This is a genomic window from Streptomyces sp. NPDC008092, assembly GCF_042957285.1.
In the GTDB taxonomy this organism is placed as follows: domain Bacteria; phylum Actinomycetota; class Actinomycetes; order Streptomycetales; family Streptomycetaceae; genus Streptomyces.
In genome coordinates this window covers 1-21,382 of the sequence record NZ_JBIBHY010000026.1, presented here as the reverse complement: position 1 = coordinate 21,382, position 21,382 = coordinate 1, and the positions used below count along the sequence as shown (strand labels likewise).

Annotated in this window: 32 protein-coding genes; 9 read left to right on the top strand and 23 right to left on the bottom strand. The window is 68.8% G+C overall.

The genetic code is table 11. The features are described 5' to 3' along the window. Position 1: 1 nt before the first annotated feature. From ACFZB3_RS47400 to ACFZB3_RS47335, 14 genes are all read right to left on the bottom strand, one after another. On the bottom strand, positions 2 to 211 hold the full coding sequence (locus tag ACFZB3_RS47400) for a hypothetical protein (RefSeq protein ID WP_391389575.1): 210 nt from the start codon (positions 209 to 211) through the stop codon (positions 2 to 4). Next, positions 208 to 411, bottom strand: coding sequence for a hypothetical protein (locus tag ACFZB3_RS47395; protein WP_391389574.1), 204 nt, complete (start codon positions 409 to 411; stop codon positions 208 to 210). The genes ACFZB3_RS47400 and ACFZB3_RS47395 overlap by 4 nt, the downstream gene beginning before the upstream one ends. Positions 412 to 480: 69 nt before the next feature. Further along, the gene (locus ACFZB3_RS47390) at positions 481 to 912 is read right to left on the bottom strand and encodes an SLOG family protein (RefSeq protein ID WP_391389572.1); all 432 of its coding nucleotides are present in this window, start codon (positions 910 to 912) and stop codon (positions 481 to 483) included. A gap of 10 nt (positions 913 to 922) precedes the next feature. Further along, positions 923 to 1,720 (bottom strand): DciA family protein, encoded by a 798-nt coding sequence (locus tag ACFZB3_RS47385; RefSeq protein ID WP_391389569.1) that lies wholly within the window; start codon positions 1,718 to 1,720, stop codon positions 923 to 925. Then, positions 1,717 to 2,085: a hypothetical protein gene (locus ACFZB3_RS47380; RefSeq protein ID WP_391389567.1), complete on the bottom strand. Its 369-nt coding sequence runs from the start codon at positions 2,083 to 2,085 to the stop codon at positions 1,717 to 1,719. The genes ACFZB3_RS47385 and ACFZB3_RS47380 overlap by 4 nt, the downstream gene beginning before the upstream one ends. A gap of 12 nt (positions 2,086 to 2,097) precedes the next feature. Beyond that, on the bottom strand, positions 2,098 to 3,246 hold the full coding sequence (locus ACFZB3_RS47375) for a hypothetical protein (RefSeq protein ID WP_391389565.1): 1,149 nt from the start codon (positions 3,244 to 3,246) through the stop codon (positions 2,098 to 2,100). Between the two features lie 493 nt (positions 3,247 to 3,739). Beyond that, on the bottom strand, positions 3,740 to 4,393 hold the full coding sequence (locus tag ACFZB3_RS47370; RefSeq protein ID WP_391389563.1) for a hypothetical protein: 654 nt from the start codon (positions 4,391 to 4,393) through the stop codon (positions 3,740 to 3,742). Next, positions 4,390 to 4,689 carry a hypothetical protein gene (locus tag ACFZB3_RS47365; RefSeq protein WP_391389561.1) on the bottom strand — a complete coding sequence of 100 codons (300 nt, stop codon included), beginning with the start codon at positions 4,687 to 4,689 and terminating at the stop codon, positions 4,390 to 4,392. The genes ACFZB3_RS47370 and ACFZB3_RS47365 overlap by 4 nt, the downstream gene beginning before the upstream one ends. Positions 4,690 to 5,050: 361 nt before the next feature. Beyond that, positions 5,051 to 5,461: a hypothetical protein gene (locus ACFZB3_RS47360; RefSeq protein ID WP_391389559.1), complete on the bottom strand. Its 411-nt coding sequence runs from the start codon at positions 5,459 to 5,461 to the stop codon at positions 5,051 to 5,053. After that, positions 5,458 to 6,369 (bottom strand): WhiB family transcriptional regulator, encoded by a 912-nt coding sequence (locus ACFZB3_RS47355; RefSeq protein ID WP_391389557.1) that lies wholly within the window; start codon positions 6,367 to 6,369, stop codon positions 5,458 to 5,460. The genes ACFZB3_RS47360 and ACFZB3_RS47355 overlap by 4 nt, the downstream gene beginning before the upstream one ends. Positions 6,370 to 6,680: 311 nt before the next feature. After that, complete coding sequence (locus ACFZB3_RS47350) at positions 6,681 to 7,010, bottom strand: hypothetical protein (RefSeq protein ID WP_391389555.1); 330 nt, start codon at positions 7,008 to 7,010, stop codon at positions 6,681 to 6,683. Positions 7,011 to 7,080: 70 nt separating this feature from the next. Then, positions 7,081 to 7,425 carry a hypothetical protein gene (locus ACFZB3_RS47345; protein ID WP_391389553.1) on the bottom strand — a complete coding sequence of 115 codons (345 nt, stop codon included), beginning with the start codon at positions 7,423 to 7,425 and terminating at the stop codon, positions 7,081 to 7,083. A gap of 310 nt (positions 7,426 to 7,735) precedes the next feature. Next, positions 7,736 to 8,752 carry an ERF family protein gene (locus tag ACFZB3_RS47340; RefSeq protein WP_391389551.1) on the bottom strand — a complete coding sequence of 339 codons (1,017 nt, stop codon included), beginning with the start codon at positions 8,750 to 8,752 and terminating at the stop codon, positions 7,736 to 7,738. Positions 8,753 to 8,820: 68 nt separating this feature from the next. After that, positions 8,821 to 9,618 (bottom strand): hypothetical protein, encoded by a 798-nt coding sequence (locus ACFZB3_RS47335; protein ID WP_391389549.1) that lies wholly within the window; start codon positions 9,616 to 9,618, stop codon positions 8,821 to 8,823. A 234-nt stretch (positions 9,619 to 9,852) separates the two neighbouring features. On the opposite strand from ACFZB3_RS47335, the gene ACFZB3_RS47330 reads away from it, so the two are divergent. The 5 genes from ACFZB3_RS47330 (at position 9,853) to ACFZB3_RS47310 (ending at position 13,811) form a co-directional block, all read left to right on the top strand. Beyond that, entirely contained in the window at positions 9,853 to 10,266 is a 414-nt protein-coding gene (locus tag ACFZB3_RS47330; protein WP_391389547.1) for a WYL domain-containing protein, read from the top strand. 9 nt (positions 10,267 to 10,275) lie between these two features. Next, positions 10,276 to 10,599 carry a hypothetical protein gene (locus ACFZB3_RS47325; RefSeq protein ID WP_391389545.1) on the top strand — a complete coding sequence of 108 codons (324 nt, stop codon included), beginning with the start codon at positions 10,276 to 10,278 and terminating at the stop codon, positions 10,597 to 10,599. 124 nt (positions 10,600 to 10,723) lie between these two features. After that, complete coding sequence (locus tag ACFZB3_RS47320) at positions 10,724 to 10,918, top strand: DUF6011 domain-containing protein (RefSeq protein ID WP_391389543.1); 195 nt, start codon at positions 10,724 to 10,726, stop codon at positions 10,916 to 10,918. A gap of 592 nt (positions 10,919 to 11,510) precedes the next feature. Beyond that, complete coding sequence (locus tag ACFZB3_RS47315; RefSeq protein WP_391389541.1) at positions 11,511 to 12,377, top strand: hypothetical protein; 867 nt, start codon at positions 11,511 to 11,513, stop codon at positions 12,375 to 12,377. A 1,107-nt stretch (positions 12,378 to 13,484) separates the two neighbouring features. Further along, positions 13,485 to 13,811 carry a hypothetical protein gene (locus tag ACFZB3_RS47310; protein ID WP_391389539.1) on the top strand — a complete coding sequence of 109 codons (327 nt, stop codon included), beginning with the start codon at positions 13,485 to 13,487 and terminating at the stop codon, positions 13,809 to 13,811. Here ACFZB3_RS47310 and ACFZB3_RS47305 read toward each other — a convergent pair. Then, on the bottom strand, positions 13,808 to 14,881 hold the full coding sequence (locus tag ACFZB3_RS47305; RefSeq protein ID WP_391389537.1) for a tyrosine-type recombinase/integrase: 1,074 nt from the start codon (positions 14,879 to 14,881) through the stop codon (positions 13,808 to 13,810). The two genes, ACFZB3_RS47310 and ACFZB3_RS47305, sit on opposite strands and share 4 nt — an antisense overlap. After that, positions 14,878 to 15,285, bottom strand: a complete 408-nt coding sequence (locus ACFZB3_RS47300; protein WP_391389535.1) for a DUF6221 family protein — start codon at positions 15,283 to 15,285, stop codon at positions 14,878 to 14,880. Before ACFZB3_RS47300 ends, ACFZB3_RS47305 begins: the two co-directional genes overlap by 4 nt. Before the next feature lie 181 nt (positions 15,286 to 15,466). Here ACFZB3_RS47300 and ACFZB3_RS47295 point away from each other — a divergent pair, with 181 nt between their 5' ends. Further along, on the top strand, positions 15,467 to 16,075 hold the full coding sequence (locus ACFZB3_RS47295) for a hypothetical protein (RefSeq protein ID WP_391389532.1): 609 nt from the start codon (positions 15,467 to 15,469) through the stop codon (positions 16,073 to 16,075). A 440-nt stretch (positions 16,076 to 16,515) separates the two neighbouring features. Here the strand turns inward: ACFZB3_RS47295 and ACFZB3_RS47290 are convergent, their stop codons facing one another. Continuing rightward, positions 16,516 to 16,779 carry a hypothetical protein gene (locus tag ACFZB3_RS47290; RefSeq protein WP_391389530.1) on the bottom strand — a complete coding sequence of 88 codons (264 nt, stop codon included), beginning with the start codon at positions 16,777 to 16,779 and terminating at the stop codon, positions 16,516 to 16,518. Positions 16,780 to 16,869: 90 nt separating this feature from the next. Then, positions 16,870 to 17,160, bottom strand: a complete 291-nt coding sequence (locus tag ACFZB3_RS47285) for a hypothetical protein (RefSeq protein ID WP_391389528.1) — start codon at positions 17,158 to 17,160, stop codon at positions 16,870 to 16,872. Positions 17,161 to 17,433: 273 nt separating this feature from the next. Here ACFZB3_RS47285 and ACFZB3_RS47280 point away from each other — a divergent pair, with 273 nt between their 5' ends. From ACFZB3_RS47280 to ACFZB3_RS47270, 3 genes are read left to right on the top strand one after another with little or no spacing between them, the layout of a single operon-like run. After that, a complete protein-coding gene (locus tag ACFZB3_RS47280; RefSeq protein ID WP_391389526.1) occupies positions 17,434 to 17,745 on the top strand; it encodes a hypothetical protein in 312 nt (103 codons plus the stop codon). A gap of 11 nt (positions 17,746 to 17,756) precedes the next feature. After that, on the top strand, positions 17,757 to 17,981 hold the full coding sequence (locus ACFZB3_RS47275) for a hypothetical protein (protein ID WP_391389524.1): 225 nt from the start codon (positions 17,757 to 17,759) through the stop codon (positions 17,979 to 17,981). Between the two features lie 11 nt (positions 17,982 to 17,992). Beyond that, a complete protein-coding gene (locus tag ACFZB3_RS47270) occupies positions 17,993 to 18,253 on the top strand; it encodes a hypothetical protein (RefSeq protein ID WP_391389522.1) in 261 nt (86 codons plus the stop codon). 258 nt (positions 18,254 to 18,511) lie between these two features. Here the strand turns inward: ACFZB3_RS47270 and ACFZB3_RS47265 are convergent, their stop codons facing one another. The 5 genes from ACFZB3_RS47265 to ACFZB3_RS47245 all read right to left on the bottom strand — a co-directional run. Further along, positions 18,512 to 18,790 (bottom strand): hypothetical protein, encoded by a 279-nt coding sequence (locus ACFZB3_RS47265; protein WP_391389520.1) that lies wholly within the window; start codon positions 18,788 to 18,790, stop codon positions 18,512 to 18,514. A 4-nt stretch (positions 18,791 to 18,794) separates the two neighbouring features. Continuing rightward, on the bottom strand, positions 18,795 to 19,898 hold the full coding sequence (locus ACFZB3_RS47260; protein WP_391389518.1) for a hypothetical protein: 1,104 nt from the start codon (positions 19,896 to 19,898) through the stop codon (positions 18,795 to 18,797). Positions 19,899 to 19,928: 30 nt separating this feature from the next. Beyond that, positions 19,929 to 20,375: a hypothetical protein gene (locus ACFZB3_RS47255; protein WP_391389516.1), complete on the bottom strand. Its 447-nt coding sequence runs from the start codon at positions 20,373 to 20,375 to the stop codon at positions 19,929 to 19,931. A gap of 20 nt (positions 20,376 to 20,395) precedes the next feature. Then, complete coding sequence (locus tag ACFZB3_RS47250; protein ID WP_391389514.1) at positions 20,396 to 20,725, bottom strand: hypothetical protein; 330 nt, start codon at positions 20,723 to 20,725, stop codon at positions 20,396 to 20,398. A 15-nt stretch (positions 20,726 to 20,740) separates the two neighbouring features. Beyond that, the coding region (locus ACFZB3_RS47245) for a hypothetical protein (protein WP_391389512.1) at positions 20,741 to 21,382 on the bottom strand (642 nt) is incomplete at its 5' end.

Sequence of the window (21,382 nt, the reverse complement as noted above, 5' to 3'; positions counted from 1 at the left end):
CCTACTCGCCACCCTCGTCCTCGTCGTCCAGGCCGGCGTCGTACGGTTGCCCGTCGGTGTAGACGGGCTCGCGGAACAGGTCCTGGTGGCGGAACGGCAGCAGGGGGCGCGGCCCCTGGGCTGCAATGAGCGCCTGGGCGTTCTTCAGGGTTCGTGCCACGAGGTCGTCCAGTCGCTCGGCCGGCTTGGCGTAGACGTGCGTGGCGGTCATGAGCAGCTCCGGATCAGGTTGTCGAGCATCTCCCGTTCGACGGCGGCCAGGTAGAGGTCGCGGCTGGCTTGGTCGCCGAGGTGCTGATGGTCGACGTACCAGTCCATGGTGGCGCCCCAGCAGTCGGAGTCCATGACGTGGAAGTCGCCGTGGCGGAGGCACATGGTGGGCGTGGTCTGGGCGGTGGTGGCGGTGGTCATGGTCGGCTCCGATCGTGCTGGGGTGATCGCTGCAACGGTGCACCACATCCGGCCCACTGTTCCCTGCGCTTAGGCGGTGAGGGTGAGTGTGGGGATGCCGGCGGCCTTGGCGCGGCGTAGGCAGTCCGCGGTCCCGGTGCTCCCGGCCCGGTGTGCCGCGACGAACAGGACGGGCCCTTCGTCGACCATCTGCTGGTTGCGGCGGTGGCCGGCGAGGGGGCAGTACTCGGTGCCGCGCCGGTTGCGGCGCCGGTGCCCAGGCTGGCACCGGGGGCCGCAGGGGCCGTCCCAGTCGGCCGGGCGTCGGCGGCGCGGGATGCCGTTGGTGATGGCCCAGTGGTCGCCGATGGTGTCGGCGCCGTCGGCGCAGCCGTGGATGAGCTCGATGCCGGTGTAGCCGATCTGGAGGGCGTCGTGCCAGACGTAAAAGAGCGTGTCCTCGAGGAGGCGGACGTTGGTCCAGGAGCGGGAGCCGGTGAGTCCGATGAGGGCGAGGGCCACGGTGGTTGCCCTATGCGGTGTCGAAGGCGCGGCGGGGCTGGTTGAGGCCGGCCTGATCGCGGCGCTTGAAGGCGAGGGCGGCGCGTTCGGAGGCGGCCATGCTCCCGGCGGCCGGGCCTGCCTTGGTCTCGGCGTCGGCTTGGGCCCAGACGGCGTCGCGGTGCTCGGCTTCGGGTTGTCGGTTGGCGCGGAGGGCTGCTTCCTGGCGGGCTATGGCGGCTGCTTGGTAGGGGTCGGCGGGTGGTCGCTCGGGTCGGTGGGCGAGGACGGCTTCGAGGGCGATCCGGTACCCGGGCGGGGCTGGCTGCCGAGTCTTCACCGGCGCCTTCGGGTCGTCTTCAGCTGGCGCAGCGGGCGCGGGCTGGGCCGCGGTGACGGCGCCGACGGGCAGGACACGGATCGTGCGGACGACGGGGCGGCCCAGCTTGTCGTTGATCTGCTTGGCGAGTTGGCCGCCGAGGAGACGGAGTTGAGCGGCGTACGTGTGGCTGGCGGGGCGGAGGTCGAGGCGGCCGGTCTGCTCGTCGTAGCGGGCGGGTTCGACCAGGCCGACGTACTGGGGGCAGAGGGTGGGCCACTGGTCGATGAGGTTGCCGCCGGCGAGCCCGGCGTCAAGGGGGAGGTCGGCGCCGAGGCCGGTGATGGCGGTGGCGAGGCTGATGGGGTCGCGGCCGTCTCCGGGCCGGGTGACCCGCTTGCGCCGTGTTCGGGCCGGTGCGGCGGCGGGCGTGGTGCGGGCGGTCGCCTTGTAGGCGGCGAGGGCCTGCCGGGCCAGATCGCGGCCGGGCATCTGCGGAGCGTCGGTCATGCCTGGCCCGCCCTCGGCAGGTAGTCCTCGGGCATCCGCCAGAGATCGTCCGGGTGCAGGATGAGCAGCCCCATCAGGATCTCGTCACGGAGCATGTCGGTCAGATCGTCGATGCTGCCCAGCGGAGTTTCCCCATCCCCGGCCAGGTCGGCGTTGACGCGGTGCAGGATGTCTTCCAGGGTGACCACCACCTCCTGGTCGCCGTGGAGGGCACGGAACTGGCCCGCCTCCAACGCGGCCGGGAAGGCGGCTTCGGTCGCGTCCAGAATCGCTTCGATCTTCTTGTCCTGGCGGGCGGTAAGGGCCCTGGCCTGGCGGTGCTGCTTGGCCTGCTTGCTGCTGCGGTTCTTGGTCTTCTTCGGCATGGTGTCCTCCGGTCAGATGTGGGCGTACTCGGTGGAGCCCAGGCGGGCCTGCTGGCTGATGGCGTACTTGCACAGGGCTGGGCCGTAGAGGGCGATGGCGTCGTCCTGGTCGTCGGCGAGGTGGTCCAGGACCTCGGGCCAGGCGTTCCAGTCCATGCGGGCGCGGGCGCGTTCCTCGGCGGTGTACTCGTGCTTCGGCTGCGGTTCCGGGTGGGGCTTGCGGAAGAGGGCTTCCAGGGAGGCGCGTGCGGCCTGCTGCTCGCGGTAGGCGGTGGACTGTTCCCACGGGATCGCTACGGCGAGGTCGGCTCGGTGCTGGGCGTCCTCGGCCTGCCGATCCTGGTCGGCGAGGAGTTCGGCGGCGATGAGGCGGTGGGGGCGTGCCGGGTGCCAGGCGAACCCGGCCCCGTGCTGGTGCCCAGCCTCAACGACGAAGCGGACGGCCTGGTCCTCGGTCCACTGCTGCTCGCCCATGTCGGCGCACACCCACCGAAGCTGGTCGTGGGTGACCTTGCGGGCCCAAGGGACGCGGCGGCGGATGGCCCGGGCGAGCTTGTCGCCCAACTGCATGCCCGCTGCGGTGACGGCCGCGCCGAGAATGGTGGCCCGCTTGCTGCCGCTGTTCCTCCGGGTCTGGTTGGGCGTGGAGTCGTTTCGCTGCCGCTGCGCGGTAGTAGTACAACCACCCACTTCCTGAACCTGACCCACTTTCTTAACCACCATCAGGGAAGGGGTCTCAAGCGGTTCCGGGCCGGAGTTTTCCACAGCCCCCTGAGACGAGTTATCCACAGGCTCCGAGGCCCGCTGAGACGGCACTGTGGGGCGCTTGCGGAGGTCGACGATGATCCGTGCGGTGTACCCGTTCCCGATGATCCGGTGGCCCATGGCGTGGTCGTAGACGGCCGGGATCACCGCGGCGTACACGGTCGCAGTGGGCGCGTAGCCCTCAAGGCCCTGCGGGGCCTGGCTGTTGGCGTGAGACCCATGGACGGCCCACGCCAGGGCGCCGAGCTCGCGGAGGTAGCCGACGTGCCGGTAGATGGTCGCCTCGGAGATGCCGAGCCGGTCGACCATGTCGAGGATGCAGAAGCGGACGTGCCCGGTCGTGTAGTCCATGCGGTCGGCGAGGTCCTCGGCGATGCGCAGCGTGGTGGCGGTCACCCGTGGGTGATGGCCGGCTGCGATCAGCCATGCCACGGCGCGACGCCACCACCGCGGGCCGCTCCTGCGCGACTTGGTGTGGGCCACCTCCTGGCAGGCGCCGCGCACGAGAGCGACCTTGCCTGCACTGTAATCGGCCTTCTGTTCGATTTTGGTGTTGGGGGTGTGGGTGTCGTGGGTGGGTGGGGGGCACTGGGTGTCGCCCGTGCGGGGGGAGATAAGCCGCGAATCGCCATGGCCAGGGCGGCCAAGCTGACAAGAGGGTGTGCGCTGAGGCACTATGTACCTGCCGTCCTGCGGACATGAAAAAGCCCGCTCGGTGGTGAGTTGGTTCGGTGAGAACCTGAAGGACGCTCCGGAATCCGGGGCCTTAGATCGAAGCGCCAACTTCGATCCGTGGAAGTAGGCCGCGCGCGGTGCGCCAACACCAGCGGCCAGGCGGTAGAGGAAGAAGCCCCCGCCAAGGGGCTCAGGACCTCCCGCCGGAAAGTCGCTAAGTCATCTCGTCTCTCTCACTTGTCGGGGTCAGCCCCACGCGGATAACGCGCGGGTGGTCGATGGCGGCACGGCGCTCCAACTCCTGCGCCCATGCCTCGTCAGTGGCCCGCCGGACGACCTCCCGGTCGATGGCGGACTGCTGGATGGCGTCCGCGGCCTCGTCCCGACGCTTCTCGGCGGCCGCTTGCAACTCGAGCATGCGATCGTGGCCCCGGACCAGATGGTCGGGCAAGGCGATCTGTGTGTAGTTCTTCCGGACGCGCCCCAGCTGCCAGCAGACGACTCCCCAGTGGCCCATGCGGCGGGACCGCTGGACGTCGCGGCGCATCTCCTCCAGCGCTCCGAGGTTGCAGGCGTCCTCGTAGGCCTGGCCCTCCAAGGCGACGAACCACGCGTTGCGCGCCCGTCCCTCCTTGGGCCGGTCAGGGAGTTGGGCGCGAAGGCGGGTGATCTCGGCCGTCAGGAGCGTCCGGAACTCTGCAGCGGCTGGCGCGGCCAGGTCTTCGAACTCCTGGTCTTCGGCGAGGGAGAACCACACGGTGTCCGGCTGAGCGCGTTCGAGCCGCTCGTACTTCGTGCACGCGGTCCGGACGGCGTACTCGGCCTTGGCCTGCCACTCCTCACGGGAGGGCCAGGCGCGGGCGCTCATCGCTGCTCCTCTTCTTGCACGCCGAAGACAGCGGTGAGCTGTCGACGCCAGCGACAGGGAAACTCCCCGGACCCACAGGCACAACCCGTGCTCGCCGCATACAGCAACTCACCCGACTCGGAGTCGCGAGTCACGCCATCCGTGGCCCACCCGAGAACGGGGCGGTGCCAGTCGAACGCCACGCGGGCGATCTCCTTGAGCTGATGCACGCCACCAGTACGGCGTTCGGCCCGCTCGATCAGGTCCGGAATGGGGTCGTAGGGCTCGCGGATGCGGCCCTCTCCCTGGGTGGTCATGCGATGGAGGAGATCGAATGGACAGGGCCCACATGCGTCGGCGGTGTGATCTTCACGCCGGAAATGCGGGTCAGCCTGTCTACGGGGTTCGGACCCCGGGTACTCTGAGCCATGTCGGCACCTTCATCTGTTGGGAAACTGTGTGGTGTCGTCAGCCCTCGCGTCCTGGCTTCGCAAACCGGGACCGCCACCACGGTGGCAGCGGGGGCTTCCGACTTTGTCGGAGTGCGCTTCCCGCCCAGCCTCGCAACTGACTGAACGTCTGGCGCGGGGCTAAGCCTACCGGTTGAGCAGCACATCTGTCCCGACTCCTTCCCCTCGTGTCGTTCGTACGACTCGTCACACAATCGGTGACGGCCCGTCAGTGCTCCCTGGCTATCTCCGAGTCCGCCGGATGCCCCGCTCGCGCCACCAGCCCGCGCGACCGGCCCACCGTCCCGGCCATCGCATGAAACCCCGCCTCCGACAAGGCGGCTTGCAGACCCTGCAAACGATCCCGGTACAACCACGGCGACGACGCGAACCGAGACGCCGACCACGCCGTCGCACACGCCCGATCCCAAATCTCCTGCACCACCCCGGGATCCACGTCCGGCCACGAGTCCGCCGGCAGCTTCCGGGCGCCGCCCGCGGTCTCGACCTCGGCGGCTGCCAGCAGGCCCGCCAGGTACTCCGCCGACGACCGCGCCCGGGCCGCCAGCACCCCGTCCACCGACTCGACCCAACCCTGGTCGTCGCACGGCACCGCACCCGACACCGGCTCCGCGGTCACGCCGCAGCCCCCAGGTCCAGCGCCAGCTGCTCGGACCCCGCCTGGCCCTGAACGACCCGGCGCCGGGACCGCCGTTCACGACGAACCCGCCCCCCACTGGCCTCGGCCGGGACCAACATCAGCACCGGCAGCATCTCCGGCACAGCCTCCACCACCGCAGCCGGCTCCCCCACAGTCGGCTCCTCCACCGCGGGGGCCGCAGGCTTCGTCGCGGTCGGCGGCGGCACCGCCGGCACCGACCCGTCATCCTTCACCACATCCACGCCTTCCAGCAGGCCCCGCTCCTGGGCCACCGCAAGAGCCCGCATCCGGGACACATCCCGCGGCAGACCGAGCAGGCGAACCAGCGATGACCGCTGCCAGTTCGCCGTCCGCACATCCATCCCCTCCACCGGCCCCTCACCCCACGACGCAAGCAGCCGCGACGCCTCGGCCGCCACCTCGAACGGATCCCAGCACACAGCCAAAGCCCGCAACGCCGCCCGCTTCTGCGCCGTCTGGAACCGACGATCCGCAGCCGCCGGCGCCGCCACCCTCCGCGCAATCAGCGCACGATGCCGCTCCAACGCCAACCGGCCACCCCACACACCATCCGGCTCCGCCAACTTCCCATCCGCCCGCACCGACGACGCATACAGATCACACGCCACCATCACCGGGCAACCCACACACACCTCGACCGCGGCAGCCTCCCGCTCCCGACGCTCGATCTGCCCCTCCACCTCGAACGAGTCCGGTCCGTGGTGGGCGCCCACCGGCAGCTCGGGATTCCCCGCCATCCTCGTCGGGTCGTCGGCGTCCGGGGCGCACCCCCGATACCGGTAGTGCGGGTGGTCCTGCCACTCCTCCCGCAACCTGGCCGAGGACTTCATCTGCGCTGCCTTCACTGCCTTGACCGTGGTCACCATCTGGGGCCTCCCTCCCGCGAAACACACTCGAACCCAGCCACCGGCTCCCCGCCGGCCGCCTCCTCGACGTCGAGCAGCGGACCAAGCCGCCCCTCGAACGCCCGAACCTGCGCCAACAACGCGGCACCATCCCGGTGCGCGCACCCGGCCATCAGCCGCTGCGACGCCACCTCACGCCGCAACCCGCGATCCCGGCGCACCAGCACACAAACGGCAACCGCCGCGGCGAGTGCCGCGGCGGCAGTGAACGTACGAACAGGCACGGCACTCACCTCTCTCATCTCGAAGCCGGCCAGACAGAACGGACGGGGTCAGGGGTGGAACAGGGCGTTGATCGCAGCCGCACGCTCGGCGGCCCGCCGCCGCTTGTCCTCCTCAGCGGCCTCCGCCGTGGCCTTCCAGTCCTGGAACGCGTCCTCCTCGGCCGCATCCATGACGCTCAGGTCGACGGCCTCCTGCTCGTCAGCAGGCAGCAGCCCCCACCACGCCAGATCACCCCCACGCTGGCCGCGCGTGAACGACGACGGCCGCCACCGCTCCCACAAAGGGACCAGCACCATCCCGACGAAGGCGAACAGCAGGACGGCCAGCAGCACCCAGAACGCTGGGTGATTGAGCAGCGTGTGAACGAATACGGACATGACGGAACTCCGTTCGGCGTGAACCGGGGCGTGGGTTGAGTGGTGGCGCGAGACTGTAGGGATGGTTGAGTCAGGTGCTGGCGGTGTCGCCGGCATCCTCAGGCTGGTCGTGCTCGAAGGCACGTTCCTGGTCCTGAACCGTTAGCGTTCGATAGCAGGCTCGGCAGAGACGGTCGTCGGAGAACCGCGTGGTTTTCTCGTGGTCGCGTTCGAACTGCGGGAAAGTCCGCTTCCCGCAACGCGTCACCATCGGCGCAACAGCCATGGCCACAAAGGCGCCGCCACCAGTGACAGTCTCGATCACCTGGTCTTGGGCAAGGTGGCCCGCTCTGTAGCGCACGGCAATGTGCACGGTTCCGGAGGCGAGGCTCTCTACAAACAGGAGGTCGGCGTCGCACGGGATCGGCTTGGCCATCAGGCGGCCCTCCGCTCTCCGCCGGCCGCCTCGGACGGGAAGCACCGCTTGCACTCTGCCACCCAGGACATGCATCGCCGGTCCGCAGCCAGGTCGCTCTTCCCACACCGCGTACGCACCAGCACACGGACGCTCATTCCGCGGTTCCAGTACACGCCCTCACACTCAACCGCGAGATGAACAACGGGCCGGCGGGTGAACGCCGGCACCACCGGATACGGCACGTCCTCGAACGACATATCCACGCCGTCTCGCATCCGGACCGGCGGCGGCTCCAAGACGTCAACGCGCTGCTGAGAAGAGCTGGCCATCAGGCGGCCCTGCTCTTCTCAGCATTCAGCTCGGCGATCCGGGCCTCCAGCAGCGCATCGAACGTCGTCCACGCCGACTCCGGCGGCGGACCCTGCACCCGCTCCTCACTCAGACCCAGCTGCTTGCCCTCGACCCGGATCTGCAGCAACGCCAGTTCGTTGCCCCAGCAGTTCCGGTACTGCTCAGTCAGCCGGGTGAACGCCTCCCGAGGACCCTCTTGGGTACTGGAGGGCGGCGTGGGCTCGTCCTCGGCAGCGGGCGCTGTCCCGGCCTCCGCCGCCACCTGCGCGGCCACAGCCGGCGCCTCAGCAGCCTGCCGCTCCGCACGTTCCGCAGCCTCTGCCTTCAGCGTCCGGCCGCGGGCCACGATCAGCTCCCCCAGCGGCATCTCCTCGCCGCCCGGCGCGTACACGGTCTCCTGCAGCAGGCCGTCCGCCTTCGCCTCCGAGTGCATCGCCTGCAGCGCCGTGACGTTGTTCCACACGGCTGGCTTCCGCAGCCGCTGCATGTAGGAGTCCGCCGGAGACGACTGGCCCACAGGATGATCCCGGTCCCCGTCATCCAGCGACCCCGCATCCACCGGGATCATGAACGTCTGCATGAGCGCGTACTTCAACGCCGCCGACATCGCCTTGTTCGACGCCTTGTCCGCCGTGTCCGACGCCTCCCCGAGCGTGGTCGCGGTGACACAGTCACCCGCCGGCCCGTAGAAGTGGAACGCGACCCGCATGTGCGTGGCGTTCATCTTCCCCCGCACCGACGTCTGGAAGTCCAGGATCTCCGTCATCATGAACACGCCGTGCTTGCGAAGCGGCTGCGCGAGGGCTCCGATGAAGTCGTCGACGCCACGGAACTTGTACTTCTGGTGGTCGTTGAACCCGTTCTTCCCGACATCCCTGACATCGTTCATGACGAGAGCCATCAGCTGGTAGATGGACGGCTGGTCCTGGTTTTGGGTGTGCGAGGTCTGGCCCTCCGCCGTCATGCTGGCGGGGGCCTCAATGCCCTGCGGCATCAGGTCTCCTATGAGCTAAGTGATGAAGGACGGCCGCCGGCCCCGTGGGCGCGGCCGCCCCGTAACGCCTACACGGCGGGCTGCCCCAGCCGGTCGATCAGAATCCAGCGGACGATCATCCCCGGATACAGGCGGAAACTCAGACGCTCCGACAGCACCGGCGCCAACTCCACCAGCGCCAACGCCAACTCCTCACGGATCCGAACCGTCAACTTCCCCGGCTCCACACCCGCCAGCGACCCCTTCGCTGCCCGCGACGGACGCGGCAACTCCCACGAACCGTCCACCAGCTCCCGAAGACGCTGATTGACCACCTCGTCCAAGTCCACACCGGCCGCGCCGGCCGCCGCCACGAAGTGATCCCGCAACGGACGCGGCAGCACCACCGTCAGCGTCGACGCCGTACCCAGGTCCACACCCAGCTCCGAGCACATCCACGCGATCGCGATACTCGACTCCGTCACCCGGTGCCCGGCCTCCCGCGTCATCCCCGGAAGCACCTCCTGGACCTGCCTACGCAGCCCGCTGTCCACACTCACCTGCAGCGTGGTCCGCTTCCCACCCGGCCGCACCGACATCGTCCTCGGCGGCCGCCAGCCGGTCTCCAGGACCGCCCGGTAGCCCTCCTCGGCCAGCGCCGGCAGCGGAATCGCGAACTCGGCCGACGCCGCCCGCAGATCCGCCTTCAGCTCGGTCGTCATCATCAGCGACAGCGGACTCAGATCCCGGGTGTCGGAGTCCCGCAGCAGCACCCAGCCGCCCGGCGCCAGGAACCCCTCGATCGCGGCCGCCTCATCGTGCAGGCCGTCCTTGCGGAGCCGGGCTGCTCCCTGGGCGGCGAGGGCGCGGTTCTGGTCCGTCGTCACGGGGCGGTGTCCTTTCAGCAGGCGCCGCCTCGTTGTCGGGTATCCGGGTGGGCGGCGCGTGGTGGGGGCATGTGCCACGCCAGTGTCCTCCATTCAGCATTGTGACGCCATGCCGGTCGGCCTGGCGGGCGGGGCGGACGCCCCAACAATCCCAACAATACCCGTCTCTGCATTGCCTGGCAATGCGTGACGCGATATTGTGGAACCACACCGCACCAACACGGGGAGCCCACGATGCGCCTGACGGCCAACCAAACCACCACCAAGACCCTCACCGACCTGTACAAGGCCATCGACAAGGGCCACGCCGTCACCATCACCTACACCGACCGCGACGGCACCACCACCATCCGCACGATCGAGCCGTACGCCTTCAGCACCACCCAGGCCGGCGAGATCCGCATCCACGCCATGTGCCGCCTCGCCCACACCGAAGACCCCACCGACGCCGAACGCACCTTCACGATCTCCCGCATCAGCGCCTACACCGTGCACCGCATCGCGTTCGTCCTCAGCCGCCCCCAGCCCACCGTGTACGAGCGGCCCGCCGAACCCCCGGCCGATGACGAGACCGCGCTCATCTACTTCGAGCTGGAGCGCGACCCCGACGACGCCGACTACCGTCCCCGCGTACGCCTCGCCGCATAGGAGCCCACCATGCCCCGCTTCGCCTACTCGGAGGCCGTCGACCAGGCATCCCGAGTTCTGTTCGCCCAGCACAAGGTGTCCGTCAGCGACAGCTACGGGAAGTGCACCGCACCCGGCTACGTCGTGGACGACAACGGCAACGGCGAGGTCCGGATCGCGCACCGGATGCCCGAGCCGGACCTGCTGGACGACGACCGGATCAGCGACGACAAGATGGCTGCCGAACGGCACCGCAAGGTCGACGCCTACGCCGAGACCTTGCGATCCGCGGGCTACACGGTGGAGCGGCGAGGCCCTCGCTCCCGCAAGCCATACCTCCTGGCCCGCCGGTAACACCGAACAACACGAAGGCCACCGCCCCACACCGGGGTTGGTGGCCTGACTCTGATCGCGTGAGCGAAGCGTAGCCCAGGACCTCGTCACCCGTACAGCCCTTCCACGGATCACACTGGACACCATGGCCGAGCAGCAGCAGGAGACCCTCACCGGACCCGTCCCGGGCCTGCGCCGACGCGTCTGGTGCCGCGGCTGCCGAAGGGAACTGACCGACCTCGACTCTCGGCTGAGGGGATGGGGAAGGGAATGCGATCCGGACTACCGCACCACGACACCCGACCACCACGTCGACCAAGACGCAATACCCGGCCTGTAGAGAGGAGCACCGTGGACGCCTTGTGGAACCCGGAAGAGACCGAGGCCGAAAAGCTGGCGAAGGCTCGCCGAATGGCCAAGGCGTTCAGTGCCCCACCCGTTGCGCCTGCCGCATGGGCTACCAACGAGGAATGGACCGGCCGGCACAAGCGCCGAGGTGACCGACGCGTTCATGCGACGGCTCCGTTCGTCGTCGGCAGGACGCAACAGATCTGGACGGCCTGCGAAGAGAGAGTCGGCGAGGGTGGCACCGTGATGCCTCGTCACATGGTGGTGGACTGCCGGGGCTGCAGGCGGGCGGTCGCTGAGTCTGGCCAACTTGGGGCGTGACGCGCCGGGAGGAAGCGGCTCGGACAAGCGGGCGGATCGCGCATAGCGTGTTCTCACCCGGCCAGGGAGGGGCCTGGCCGAGCCCCGTCCACGCACCACAGTGATCTTTCCGTGAAACCTCAGGAAGGCCCCACCACCAGGCAGCCATGGTGCCCGACGTGGGACGGCACAGGACCCAGCGCGCGCGACTCCCCTGAGTGGGTGGGGGTCTGAGGTTTCATGAAAACTTGATCCATTACGTACGGTGGGCATACTGAAGACCCATGGACCCCCATGCGCTGCTCGCCGACTGGCTGGCCACCGGCACCCTGCGTTCCTCCACCCAGATCGCCTACCGAAGCGATGTCGCCAACTGGCTCACCTGGTGCACCGAGCGCGGCATCGACCCCTACTCCTTCGGGATCGAGCACGTGGCCGCGTGGGCGGACGAACGCTACCTGCGCCCCGCCGGCTACCTCGGCAACCGCCCCTTCGACGGCCCAGCAGCCCTCGCGCAGCTCGCCCAGGAGTTCCCGGAGGCCGCCAAGTCCCACGACCGGCGCATCACCTCCCTCACCCAGTACTACACGGCGGCCGCTGAACGCCAGATCATCCGCGCCGCACCCGACCTGACCATGCTCCGCTCCGGCGTGGACCGGGACGCCATCTCCCCCAAGCGCCTGGACCCCATGGAACGCGCCGCGTTCCTCGCCGCGGTCGGCGGATGGTCCGCCAACAACTCCCGCAACCACCTGCGCGACCGGCTGATCGCCTACCTGTGCCTGGAAGGCCTGCGCCCCGGGAAGATCGTCCGCATGGACGTGCGGCACCTGTACGAGGTGACTCTCGGCACGGGGCAGCAGATCTACGAGGTACGCGCCCCCGACGACCACGAGAACGTCGGCCACCAGTACACCCTGGAGGCGCTCACCTCGGCGGCGCTCCGCGAGTACCTGCCCAGGCGGCGCAAGCCGGCCGAGGGCGTGCATCTACTGATCATCGGGGAGGGCGGGCAGGGCATCGTCTCCGAATACCCCAACAAGATCGTGCAGCAGATCGCGGCGACGTCGTCGGTGCTGGCGCAGCGGACGCCGCCCGTGACCGCGGACGCGCTTGCACACACCGGGTTCTGGGACGTGCCGGCGAGTTGAGGTCAGGACCTGTTCTCTGTTGGCCCGTGCTCACGGATGCGCTGCCGAATGGTGGGAAACGACACCTGGTAAGACCGAGCAAGTTGGGAGATCGTCTCACCTTGCTTGTGCCTGCGCACGATCTCAGCGTCGGGCAGATCCATCCGCCGCTTGCCCACCGGAAGGCCCTGCACTCCCGAAGCTGCGGCGAAGTGACAAGTAGCTCGCTGTAATCGCCCTTGACCTGCGGTGACGCACCGATCCCGAACGCCGATTCGCCGGTGCGGGAAGGCCGCTGATGCCCGTCTAGCGCGCTGACCTGCAAGGTTCTCGGCATTCAGGATTCATGAACTCGGTGCTAGGCCCGGTACTCCCGAAGCTGTGGCCCGGGGACATGTCCCCGGGCCACAGCTTCGGGAGTACCGGGCCCGGAACGACGACACCGACACCTGCAAGACGAGCGGAAACCGTCTCCGGCCTCACCCCGCACTCCGCGGCAAGGTCCTGGATCAGCGCACGGTCCTCCACATACCGGCGGGCCAACTCCTCATCAGCGACGGGCAGATCTTTGGAGCTACCCTTCCGGCGTGACACACCAGATCGTTCCAGGACGTGGCAGATGGTGTAACTGCTGCATCCGAATGCCTCGCCGAGACTGACAGCGCTCTCACCTGCCTTGTACCGGTCTGCGATCTCTACTGCCGGCAGGGTATGCACCAGGTATTCGGCTGGAGGTAGTTTGTCCGACCCTGATCTGGCTCCCCGCGCGAGGCGAGAGACCTGAGCCTTGCTGAAGCCCGAGATTCGTGCCGCTTCGGCTTGACGGACACCAGCGTGGACAGCGCGAATCGCGGTCTGCCGCAGTTCTTCCCTAGCGTCGCGGAACGGCGCGGCGATCTCAGGTCGGGTCCTGGCATGAGGACGTTCCTTCCTGTACGCGGCCTTAGCTCGTTGGAGCTGTTGTGCTGCCTTGCGCAGGTCGGCGAGGGCTTCTTCTGTGGTGTCGTGACTCCTCATACAGAGACGGTGCCACGGAATCTGGTGGGTGTTCCCTTGTCAGTGAACTGAGCCTGAGGTGACTGGCGGGTATTGGTCGTGCGCGTGCCCGGCGGCGGGCAGGATCTGGGTATGACCTGCGAAGACACACCAGTCCGCCTGACCTGGGAAATCGAGTTGCTGGAGCCGTTCAGCCGGGTGTGGTTATGCCGCGGCTACGGCAGGGCCACCACCAGCGCCGACCCTGCCGACATCGCCCGGGCGGTCCTGGCCGGCTACCTGGCGGGGACTCCGGCCCGGGGCGGGGAAACGTTCCGCGCTATCGCCCGCACCGACACTGGGACGGAAGCCGTGGTGACCGCGGCCGAGTTGACGGCCGGCGGGTGGGAGGCGGGCCCGGACGTCCGCCAGGCCCTGCCCGAGTACCTGCGCGACGCGCTCGGCGAGGCGCCCGTTTAGTCCTCGCCTCCCGGGAGGCGTTCTGCGATGCGTGCGGCGATCCGGTAGCCGGGGCTGTTGTCGAGGCGGCCGCGGCGCCGGTCGTAACGTCTCGTGGTGCGAGGGTCCATGTGGTCGGCGAAGTCCTGGACGTGATGCAGCTTGGCGTCGGGGGCGTCCAGGGCGTGGGTGACGGCGTCGTGTTTGAGGACGTGCGGGTGGAAGGTGGCGGCGTTGGAGATCCCGGCCTGCGTGGCGAGTCGACGGACCAGTTTCCACACGTAGGCGGGGTCGAGAGGGTTGCCGTTTCGGGTCTGGATTAGTGGACCGGTGGTGCGGCCGGCCAGGTAGACGTCGATGGCGTGTCCGGTCGCAGGGGGGACGACCTTGGGTTTTCGGCGGCCGCCCTTGAGCCTGACGTTGAGGGTGCGGTGGCCTTTGTCGTAGCCGAGGTCTTCAACCTGGGCGGCGAGGGCCGAGTCGAGTCGGAGGGCCATGGTGTAGATGGCGAGGAACAGGGCGTAGGAGCGGGGCCCGTCTTTGTGCGCTGCGGCGAGGAGTTGAGCTGATTCTTCTTCTGTGCTGCCTTGGGTGGCGGATCCGTCTTGGTCCAGTTCGGGCCGGGCGACGAGGTCGAAGGGGTCGTGGCCGTCGCCCAGGGCGCGGACCGCGTACTTGTGGAAGCTGGAGCAGGCGGACAGGAGGTTGGCGCGGGCGGCGTCCGAACGCGGGGGTCCGGTGGGGGCCTTCTCTCCACGGTGGCCTCCCTTGACCGGGCGCAGGGTGGGCGCGGTTTCCAGGTGGCGGGAGAACGCTTCGGCGAGGGGGAAGCGGGCCTGGAGCGGGTGGGTTCCGGTGCCGCGGGCGTAGGCGTCCCAGACCCGGTACTGGCGTACGTAGGTGGTGCGGGTGTTCTTCGTCTTCTGTCGGGCGATCCAGGCGCCGACCAAGCCCGGGTAGGGGTCGCCTGCCGGGTAGTGGGTGGCCAACTCGTTGGCGAAGTCGAGTGCTTCGTCGGGCCAGTCGTCGGCGGCGCTGCGGTTGCGCGTGGCGAGCTGGCCCGGCCGGGCAGCGTGAACCAGCTCGGTCACGGTCGCCAGTTCTCCTTGTAGTCCGAGTGCGTGGCGTACTCCAGAGCATGGAGCTTGATGACGTCCATGTACGCGGTGAGGGCTACCTGGGCGTTGTTGGAATCCCAGCCCATCTGCTTGCCGCGCAACACGTGACTGAGTGCCGCTTCGAACTTGTCGAGGGTGGATTCCACCGCATCAAGGTGCGCGCGGAAGCGCGCCAGGGGCAGATACGCCATGGTGCTGTGGTTCACGCGGGCGATGAAGCCGAGTGGCGGTAGGTCGTCAGCCGGGTCCGTGGCGGGCGCTGCATTGAGCGCTTCCCTGTCGTTGGAGATGCGCTTGCGCAGGAAGGTGGTGAGGTCGTCCACGACTGGTGGGCCGGAAGCTGCGATGACTCGGACGGTCAGTTCGGCGTCGTCCATCTGTCCTCCTGAGCGTGCTCTGATGGCCCGCCAGCCGGGGCATCCACATAACAGTAATTATCTAGTAGGCGGGGCTCCGCGATCCCTCAGAGTGCAGATCAAGGGCGTGCCGACGGCCGGCGTTCCGGCGCAGAACACACGTTATGCGCTTCTCTCATCGCCGTCCCGTAGAATGCGAGCCATGCCAGCCAGCACACCAAGCGTCCTGTGGACCACCCCTCAATGCGCTGCGCACCTGGGCATCTCCGAAACCACCTGGCGCAGGTACGCCGCCGACCCCCGGGCCACAGGGGCGCCCGTTCCCGTCACACCTGCGCACGCCACGACTCCATACTGGGACGCGGAAGCCGTAAAGGACTACGCTGTTCGGCGCGCCGAGGAACTTCGCAGCGCGGCAGAGGACAGGAAGCGACGTCTGACCGTCGATGCAGAGGAACGCAAGGCTCGGGAAACCGAACGCCAGGCACGGCGGGAAACCGAACGCCAGGCACGGGAAGCCGAGCGGCAGGCCCGCCGGGCTGCACGTGAGGCCAGACGAGCCGCGCAAGAAACCGAACGGCAGGCCCGCCTCCAGTCCCTCCAAGACGACCGGCAGGACCGGTTTTCCGTCCGGATCAACCCCGACACCACCTACTGGACTGCCAGCCAGTGCGCCACCTACCACGGCATCGCCACCCACGACTGGCGCCTCGCCGTCCGGAACGGTGACGCGCCCGCCCCTGCCACCAGCAGGGGAACCCAGCCCCTTTGGAGCGCCGACGCCGTCCGCGCCGTCACCCACTTCGGGTGAACCTGTCCCCGTCTCGTCACGCCAGTCCGTGTCGCCGTAGGACTTGCACCGCGTGATCCCTCGGACCGCAGATCAGGAGTGTGGCAGCGGGGGCCGGCGTCGGAGAACGGAAGGTTATCCGACGCCAGACGGGACCATCTCCGCCGCCGCGGCCGCTGCGGTCGGTTCCCCCAGGATCTCGCAGCGGTCCGGTAGCCAGCGGGCGTTGGGCATGGCGCAGTCGGCTCCAAGCGCGTGGCGGTCCCGGTACAACCAGCGCGCTTGGACGACGGCCATGTGCGTGTCGCAGCTGATGGACTGCCGGCCAGCCTCCCACTCAATGTGCCAGGTGCCGGGCGCTCCGCAGCCGGGGCCGGGGTTGGCTCCGTACATGCAGATATGCGGACTCGGATCGACCGGACCGCGGTCCGGGACCCACGGCGATGCGAGAGAATCGGCCATCACTCGCCTCCCGTCGTGCCAAGGCCACCGAGACTGAAGAAGCCGTCGGCAGCGAAGACGGCCTTGATGTCAGCGAGGGCCATCCCGTTGAAGCGGATCCAGCAGGAGCACAGGGCGGCCGCGCTGCACTGCTCACCGCAGTCCCCGCACGTCCAGGGCGGGCACTCGCCGCAGTGCTCGGAAGGGAACAGGTCGGTGGGGGTGGTGTCCGGTTCAGGCTTCGTGGCACCGCAGCCCTTGCAGGCGAGGATCGGTGTGCTCATCCCACCATCGTCCCGCGCGATCAGAACGTCGTTCCCCCGCGCTGCTGGGCCGAGATCAGGAACATTACCCAGAGCCAGGCGCGCTGTTCCCTACTCGCTCCATGCGGGCTGAAAGTCGGGGTGGCGGTCCCAACGGCGAGCCACCACGGCAAGGCTGCCGTACTGCGAGCCCGGATTATCGCCACGTTCAATGACGGCCTGAGCGGTCCCCAGGATGTAGGCGGTGATGTCCAGCAGGGCCTGGGAGACCCTGTACTCCTCCGTGTTGGAACGCGCTGTATCGCGGAGCGACTCAACTCTGCACCGGATGAAGGCGACGAGCGCATCGATGTCCTGCTGCGTACGCTTCGGCGGAAGCGTGTACGGATCCTGGTCGGTCACGGCATGTGAGCTTATCGTGGGCCAGCGCACGTGATCCCGCGTCGAACTACTAGTTCGGGATGAACTGGTAGATCACTAGTAGTTCCGGGCGCCCGATCTGATCCCGGATTGGCTGTGCAGGCGCCTGGCGGCCTGTGGGGTGCTGGAAGGTCTCCGCCTACCGGCGTTCCCGAGTTCGGGCGTCCTACGGGCCTTTCTACAGGTCGACTTTCGGGCGCAATCCTTGGATTCCTTGGGTTGCCTTGAGTGGTCAAGCTTCGCTAGCCTGACGGCATGACAGACACCGCCGAGCCCACCGGGTTCTGCTACTGCGGCTGCGGCAGAGAGATCGGCTACGGCCGGTTCTTCGCCGCCGGCCACGACAAGACCGCCGAGGCCGCGTTCCTCGCCATCCACCACGACTCCTCCGTCGCACAGATGCTCCACGCCCACGGCTACCGCCCCGTTCACGACCGGAACGCCGAGGGGTCGGTCACCAAGGAGGCCGTCGGCAAGGGGATTTGGGAGGAGTGCCCGCGCGGCTGCGGCTACCGGGGCACCCGGGAGAGCATCAACAACCACGTCAACCGGTACCACCGAGACTGAGGACACCGATCATGCCTCTGCCCCCGGTTCGGTTCCCGCTCCGCGCGAAGCACGTCGGAACCGACCCCGTCCACGCCGTCCGAAGCATCCTCGCCGGCGGCCACAACACGGCCTGCCTGATATGGCTCGACCCCCAGGTGGGACACCAGTGGCTGCCTGACGACGCCGAGGTCACGTGCGGCAAGTGCACCAAGTACATCAACCGGACCGCGGTAAAGACCGACGCTGAGAAGTGAGGACACCGACCATGGCCCTCGAATCAGTTGAGGAGTTCGGCAACCGGTGGCGTGACCGCGCCCTCGAAGCAGAGCTGGAGATCGAGCGGCTGAAGGCCCAGATCGACAACCAGGCCGTCAGCCCATCTGTAGTCCTGCGCAACGCCGCCGACACAGTTGCCATGGACCGCGACTACCAGCTCCCCGCCGACGGTCCCCTGAAGCCGGGCATGGACCGCGCCGAGAAGCTGCTGAAGCGCATGGCCGACAAGCTGGAGAAGGAAGGCCTCTGAGGAAGCCCCGCCACCGTGCGGGGCTTCAGCGCGCCCGCTTGCCCTGCCCGGCACGCACGGGTGCGAGGCAGACGGGGCAGAGGGGATTGCCGCCGGGGCCGTACCGGTGGGTGGGCTGCTGGCACCTCTGGCACGGGCCCACGTAGGCGGGCGGGCACTCCGGGGCGGGCGGTCTCGGTCTGTCAGCAGTGGGCATGCCGCCATCGTACGTACGCCGGTGACCGGGCCGACGGTGCCCAACCGCGCGGTCGCCCCCTGTCAGCGGTCGGCGATTGCCAGGTAGATCGACCGTTCATCGATCAGCCCTCCGGCCGTGGTGATCTGGCAGACCATCCGGTAGGACACGTTGAGGGCACCGCCCGACACCCGCTGAGTGACCAGCGTGTCACCAATGACAGGCGATCCGACGGCCGTCAGCCCGGAAGGGACGGTGACCGTGGCGGAGCTGATGGTGTCAGCGGTATCGGCCAGCCAGTCGGACCAGTCCCAGCTGTAATCCAGCAGGGCCGCCGGGTCCTTGGCGAAGTGGTCGGGCACGTGACTACCTCCGTACTGTCAGAGTGCGGTGTTCGGCGGCCACGGCGAGACGCCTGGGTTCTGCCGGCACCTTGTAGGTGCGGTACCGGCTGGGAACGATCGTGGACGGCATGCTGACCGGACGCGCCGCGTCGACCTCGAGCGCTGGCGTCAGGGTTGCGGTCTTGACGCCCGCCAGTGGCTGGGCCGTCTCCACCGTGTTGGCCGTGCCGAGCGTTCCTGTCTCCGTCTCCGCCGCGGTCAGTACCTGGGCGGCGTCCACTTCGACGGCCGGTGTGAGGATGCCGGTCTTGGTACCGGCGATCGGTTGCGCGGCTTCGACCATGCTGGCGATGCCGAGACCACCCGCCTTGGCGCCGGTCAGTGCCTGCGCTGCATCCACCTGGCCAGGTGGGGTGAGCGGCGTCGTCTTGGCTCCGGAAAGAGGCTGGGCAGCGGCCACCTCCTCGGCTGGTGTGAGCGGGCCGGTCTTGGCCCCAGCCATGGGCTGGGCGCTGTCGGATGCCGCGGCAACGGCGAGCGTGGCCGCTTTCGCCCCCGTCAGCGCCTGCGCGGTGTCGACGCTGCTTGCGATGCCGAGGGTGGCGCCGGCGGTGATGTCGGCGGCGGCGAAGTCGTCGTAGCGGATCGCGCCCGCGGAGTCGGAGCGGATGCCGACGCTGGTGCCCGTCGTCACCGCGGTGTTCGTGACGGAGATGCGTTCGACGCCGTTGATGAGGCCTTTGATGGCCGATCCGACTGCCTGGACTTTCGCAACATCGCCCGCTGCTGCGGCGACGGCGTAGGTGCCGATGACCGTGAAGGACCCGCCGACGACCGAGAACAGGTCCCACGAGCTGCCGTTGTTGCGCAGCAGGTAGCCCTGGCTGATGTTGCTGTTGCCGCGGCACCACACGCCTTGGCTTGCTGTCGTGGTCGCAGCGATCGTGACCTGCGCATAGTGGTCGTTGCTGGCCATCGCCCCGGCGGCCCGCAGGATGATCGTGCCGCCCGCGGCGCCCGGGCTGAGCTGCTGGGAGACGATCGACCAGTCGCCGGACACCTCTACCCACCCGGCGCCCAGGTCGGTGGCGTTCGAGCGGTTGAAGTCGTCGGTGAAGCTCGCCATGGCAGCCTTTCGCCGTCAGGTCAGCAGGAGTCAGGCGGCGGAGTTGGCCCGGTAGAGATCCGCGATGGACAGGACGAAGGTGTTGCCGTCCGGGGACCACGTCAGGTCGTGCTTGGTGAGCGGGATCAGGTCGGCGTCGGTTCCGGTGGTGGTGTCCGGGTCGTAGCAGACCACGAAGGCGCTGATCGGGTTGCCCGTTGGTGAGGTGTAGGTGACGTCTGCGGCGTCGACGGCGACGCGGTCGTTGGTGTCGTCGACGGTCACGGTGACGCTGGCGAGCGGCTTCCTGGTGACGGTGGTCTGCTCGTTGGTGGTGCCGGCGACGACGGAGGGGAAGTCGTGCTTGTCGCGCAGGACGGCGTCGGTTTCCAGGCCGCTGGTCTCCAGGGGGATCAGGACGAGGCCGTCGTTCGCGGCAGGCAGGCTGGCGTAGTAGGCCACCTTGCCGAGGGCGATGTTGAAGACGAAGTTCGCCATCGTGTGTCACTCCAGGTCTTTCAGTTCGATCCCGTCAGAGGCTTTCTGGACGGAGCAGGGGTGGGGGTGGGGACGGTGGAGCAGATCCGGTCGGCGGCCGACCGGACGTCCGCGGGTACCTGGGCGGTCTGCTCGGCGCGGAGGACGGCCCACAGGGCGCAGGTGAGCTGCTGCTGGTCGGTGCGCTGGGCGAGGCCGGTGCTCTGGCCGCTGCGAAGGCCTGCGAGGCGTTCCTGGGCGCGTGAGTTCTGCCAGGTCAAGACGCCCGCCAGGATGAGCACGACGATGGTGACCGCGGCGATCACGCTGGTGTCGTGCCGGGGGCGGCGGATGGCGGCCGGACTGGCCATGGGTGGCTCCCTTCTTCAGCCGGTGTGCAGCAGCAGCCCGGGCAGCAGCTGACTGTCGCTGTCGGTGGGGGTGGGTGATTCGGTCGGTGAGGGGCTGCTGGTGGCGTCGTCACGCCGGCAGACCAGGTTGTCGGGATCGTCCGGGTCGGGCTGGAGGCTGTATCCGTCGGGGCAGGTCTGGCCGTCCTTGCCGTCGGTCCCGTTGGTGCCGTCCTTGCCGTTCTGTCCGTCTTTTCCGTCCGTCCCGTTCTGTCCGGCTGCACCGCCGGCTCCCGGGGTTCCCGGGGCGCCGGACGGGCCGGGGGAACCTGCGGGGCCCGCGGGCCCGGTCGCGCCGGCGGGTCCGGGGATGGTGGAGGTCGGGCCGGGTGAGCCGGTATCGCCCTTGTCGCCCTTGGCTCCGGGGGATCCGGTGGCGTTCGTGCCGGGTTTCCCGCTCGGGCCGGCCACGGGGGTGGCGCCGAGGTCGCGGACCTGCTGCGCGAGAGCGTCCCGCTGCACGCTCGCCTCGTGCAGCGATGCGGACAGGTCCCGCATCGTGATGACGATCCATCCGAGTACCAGCAGGAGCAGCGAGGCCCCGCAGACCCAGACGATGTCGGTTCGTCGTCTGCGCCTGCGGGACGCTGCCGGGCTTTCCCTCACGTCAGTTCGACC

Excerpts from the sequence above, each read along its gene's own strand:
- ACFZB3_RS47400 (WP_391389575.1), bottom strand. The coding sequence starts at position 211 with ATGACCGCCACGCACGTCTACGCCAAGCCGGCCGAGCGACTGGACGAC.
- ACFZB3_RS47395 (WP_391389574.1), bottom strand. The coding sequence starts at position 411 with ATGACCACCGCCACCACCGCCCAGACCACGCCCACCATGTGCCTCCGC.
- ACFZB3_RS47385 (WP_391389569.1), bottom strand. The coding sequence starts at position 1,720 with ATGACCGACGCTCCGCAGATGCCCGGCCGCGATCTGGCCCGGCAGGCC.
- ACFZB3_RS47380 (WP_391389567.1), bottom strand. The coding sequence starts at position 2,085 with ATGCCGAAGAAGACCAAGAACCGCAGCAGCAAGCAGGCCAAGCAGCAC.
- ACFZB3_RS47370 (WP_391389563.1), bottom strand. The coding sequence starts at position 4,393 with ATGAGCGCCCGCGCCTGGCCCTCCCGTGAGGAGTGGCAGGCCAAGGCC.
- ACFZB3_RS47365 (WP_391389561.1), bottom strand. The coding sequence starts at position 4,689 with ATGACCACCCAGGGAGAGGGCCGCATCCGCGAGCCCTACGACCCCATT.
- ACFZB3_RS47355 (WP_391389557.1), bottom strand. The coding sequence starts at position 6,369 with ATGGTGACCACGGTCAAGGCAGTGAAGGCAGCGCAGATGAAGTCCTCG.
- ACFZB3_RS47350 (WP_391389555.1), bottom strand. The coding sequence starts at position 7,010 with ATGTCCGTATTCGTTCACACGCTGCTCAATCACCCAGCGTTCTGGGTG.
- ACFZB3_RS47345 (WP_391389553.1), bottom strand. The coding sequence starts at position 7,425 with ATGGCCAAGCCGATCCCGTGCGACGCCGACCTCCTGTTTGTAGAGAGC.
- ACFZB3_RS47340 (WP_391389551.1), bottom strand. The coding sequence starts at position 8,752 with ATGCCGCAGGGCATTGAGGCCCCCGCCAGCATGACGGCGGAGGGCCAG.
- ACFZB3_RS47330 (WP_391389547.1), top strand. The coding sequence starts at position 9,853 with ATGCGCCTGACGGCCAACCAAACCACCACCAAGACCCTCACCGACCTG.
- ACFZB3_RS47325 (WP_391389545.1), top strand. The coding sequence starts at position 10,276 with ATGCCCCGCTTCGCCTACTCGGAGGCCGTCGACCAGGCATCCCGAGTT.
- ACFZB3_RS47320 (WP_391389543.1), top strand. The coding sequence starts at position 10,724 with ATGGCCGAGCAGCAGCAGGAGACCCTCACCGGACCCGTCCCGGGCCTG.
- ACFZB3_RS47315 (WP_391389541.1), top strand. The coding sequence starts at position 11,511 with ATGGACCCCCATGCGCTGCTCGCCGACTGGCTGGCCACCGGCACCCTG.
- ACFZB3_RS47310 (WP_391389539.1), top strand. The coding sequence starts at position 13,485 with ATGACCTGCGAAGACACACCAGTCCGCCTGACCTGGGAAATCGAGTTG.
- ACFZB3_RS47300 (WP_391389535.1), bottom strand. The coding sequence starts at position 15,285 with ATGGACGACGCCGAACTGACCGTCCGAGTCATCGCAGCTTCCGGCCCA.
- ACFZB3_RS47295 (WP_391389532.1), top strand. The coding sequence starts at position 15,467 with ATGCCAGCCAGCACACCAAGCGTCCTGTGGACCACCCCTCAATGCGCT.
- ACFZB3_RS47290 (WP_391389530.1), bottom strand. The coding sequence starts at position 16,779 with ATGAGCACACCGATCCTCGCCTGCAAGGGCTGCGGTGCCACGAAGCCT.
- ACFZB3_RS47280 (WP_391389526.1), top strand. The coding sequence starts at position 17,434 with ATGACAGACACCGCCGAGCCCACCGGGTTCTGCTACTGCGGCTGCGGC.
- ACFZB3_RS47275 (WP_391389524.1), top strand. The coding sequence starts at position 17,757 with ATGCCTCTGCCCCCGGTTCGGTTCCCGCTCCGCGCGAAGCACGTCGGA.
- ACFZB3_RS47270 (WP_391389522.1), top strand. The coding sequence starts at position 17,993 with ATGGCCCTCGAATCAGTTGAGGAGTTCGGCAACCGGTGGCGTGACCGC.
- ACFZB3_RS47260 (WP_391389518.1), bottom strand. The coding sequence starts at position 19,898 with ATGGCGAGCTTCACCGACGACTTCAACCGCTCGAACGCCACCGACCTG.
- ACFZB3_RS47255 (WP_391389516.1), bottom strand. The coding sequence starts at position 20,375 with ATGGCGAACTTCGTCTTCAACATCGCCCTCGGCAAGGTGGCCTACTAC.
- ACFZB3_RS47250 (WP_391389514.1), bottom strand. The coding sequence starts at position 20,725 with ATGGCCAGTCCGGCCGCCATCCGCCGCCCCCGGCACGACACCAGCGTG.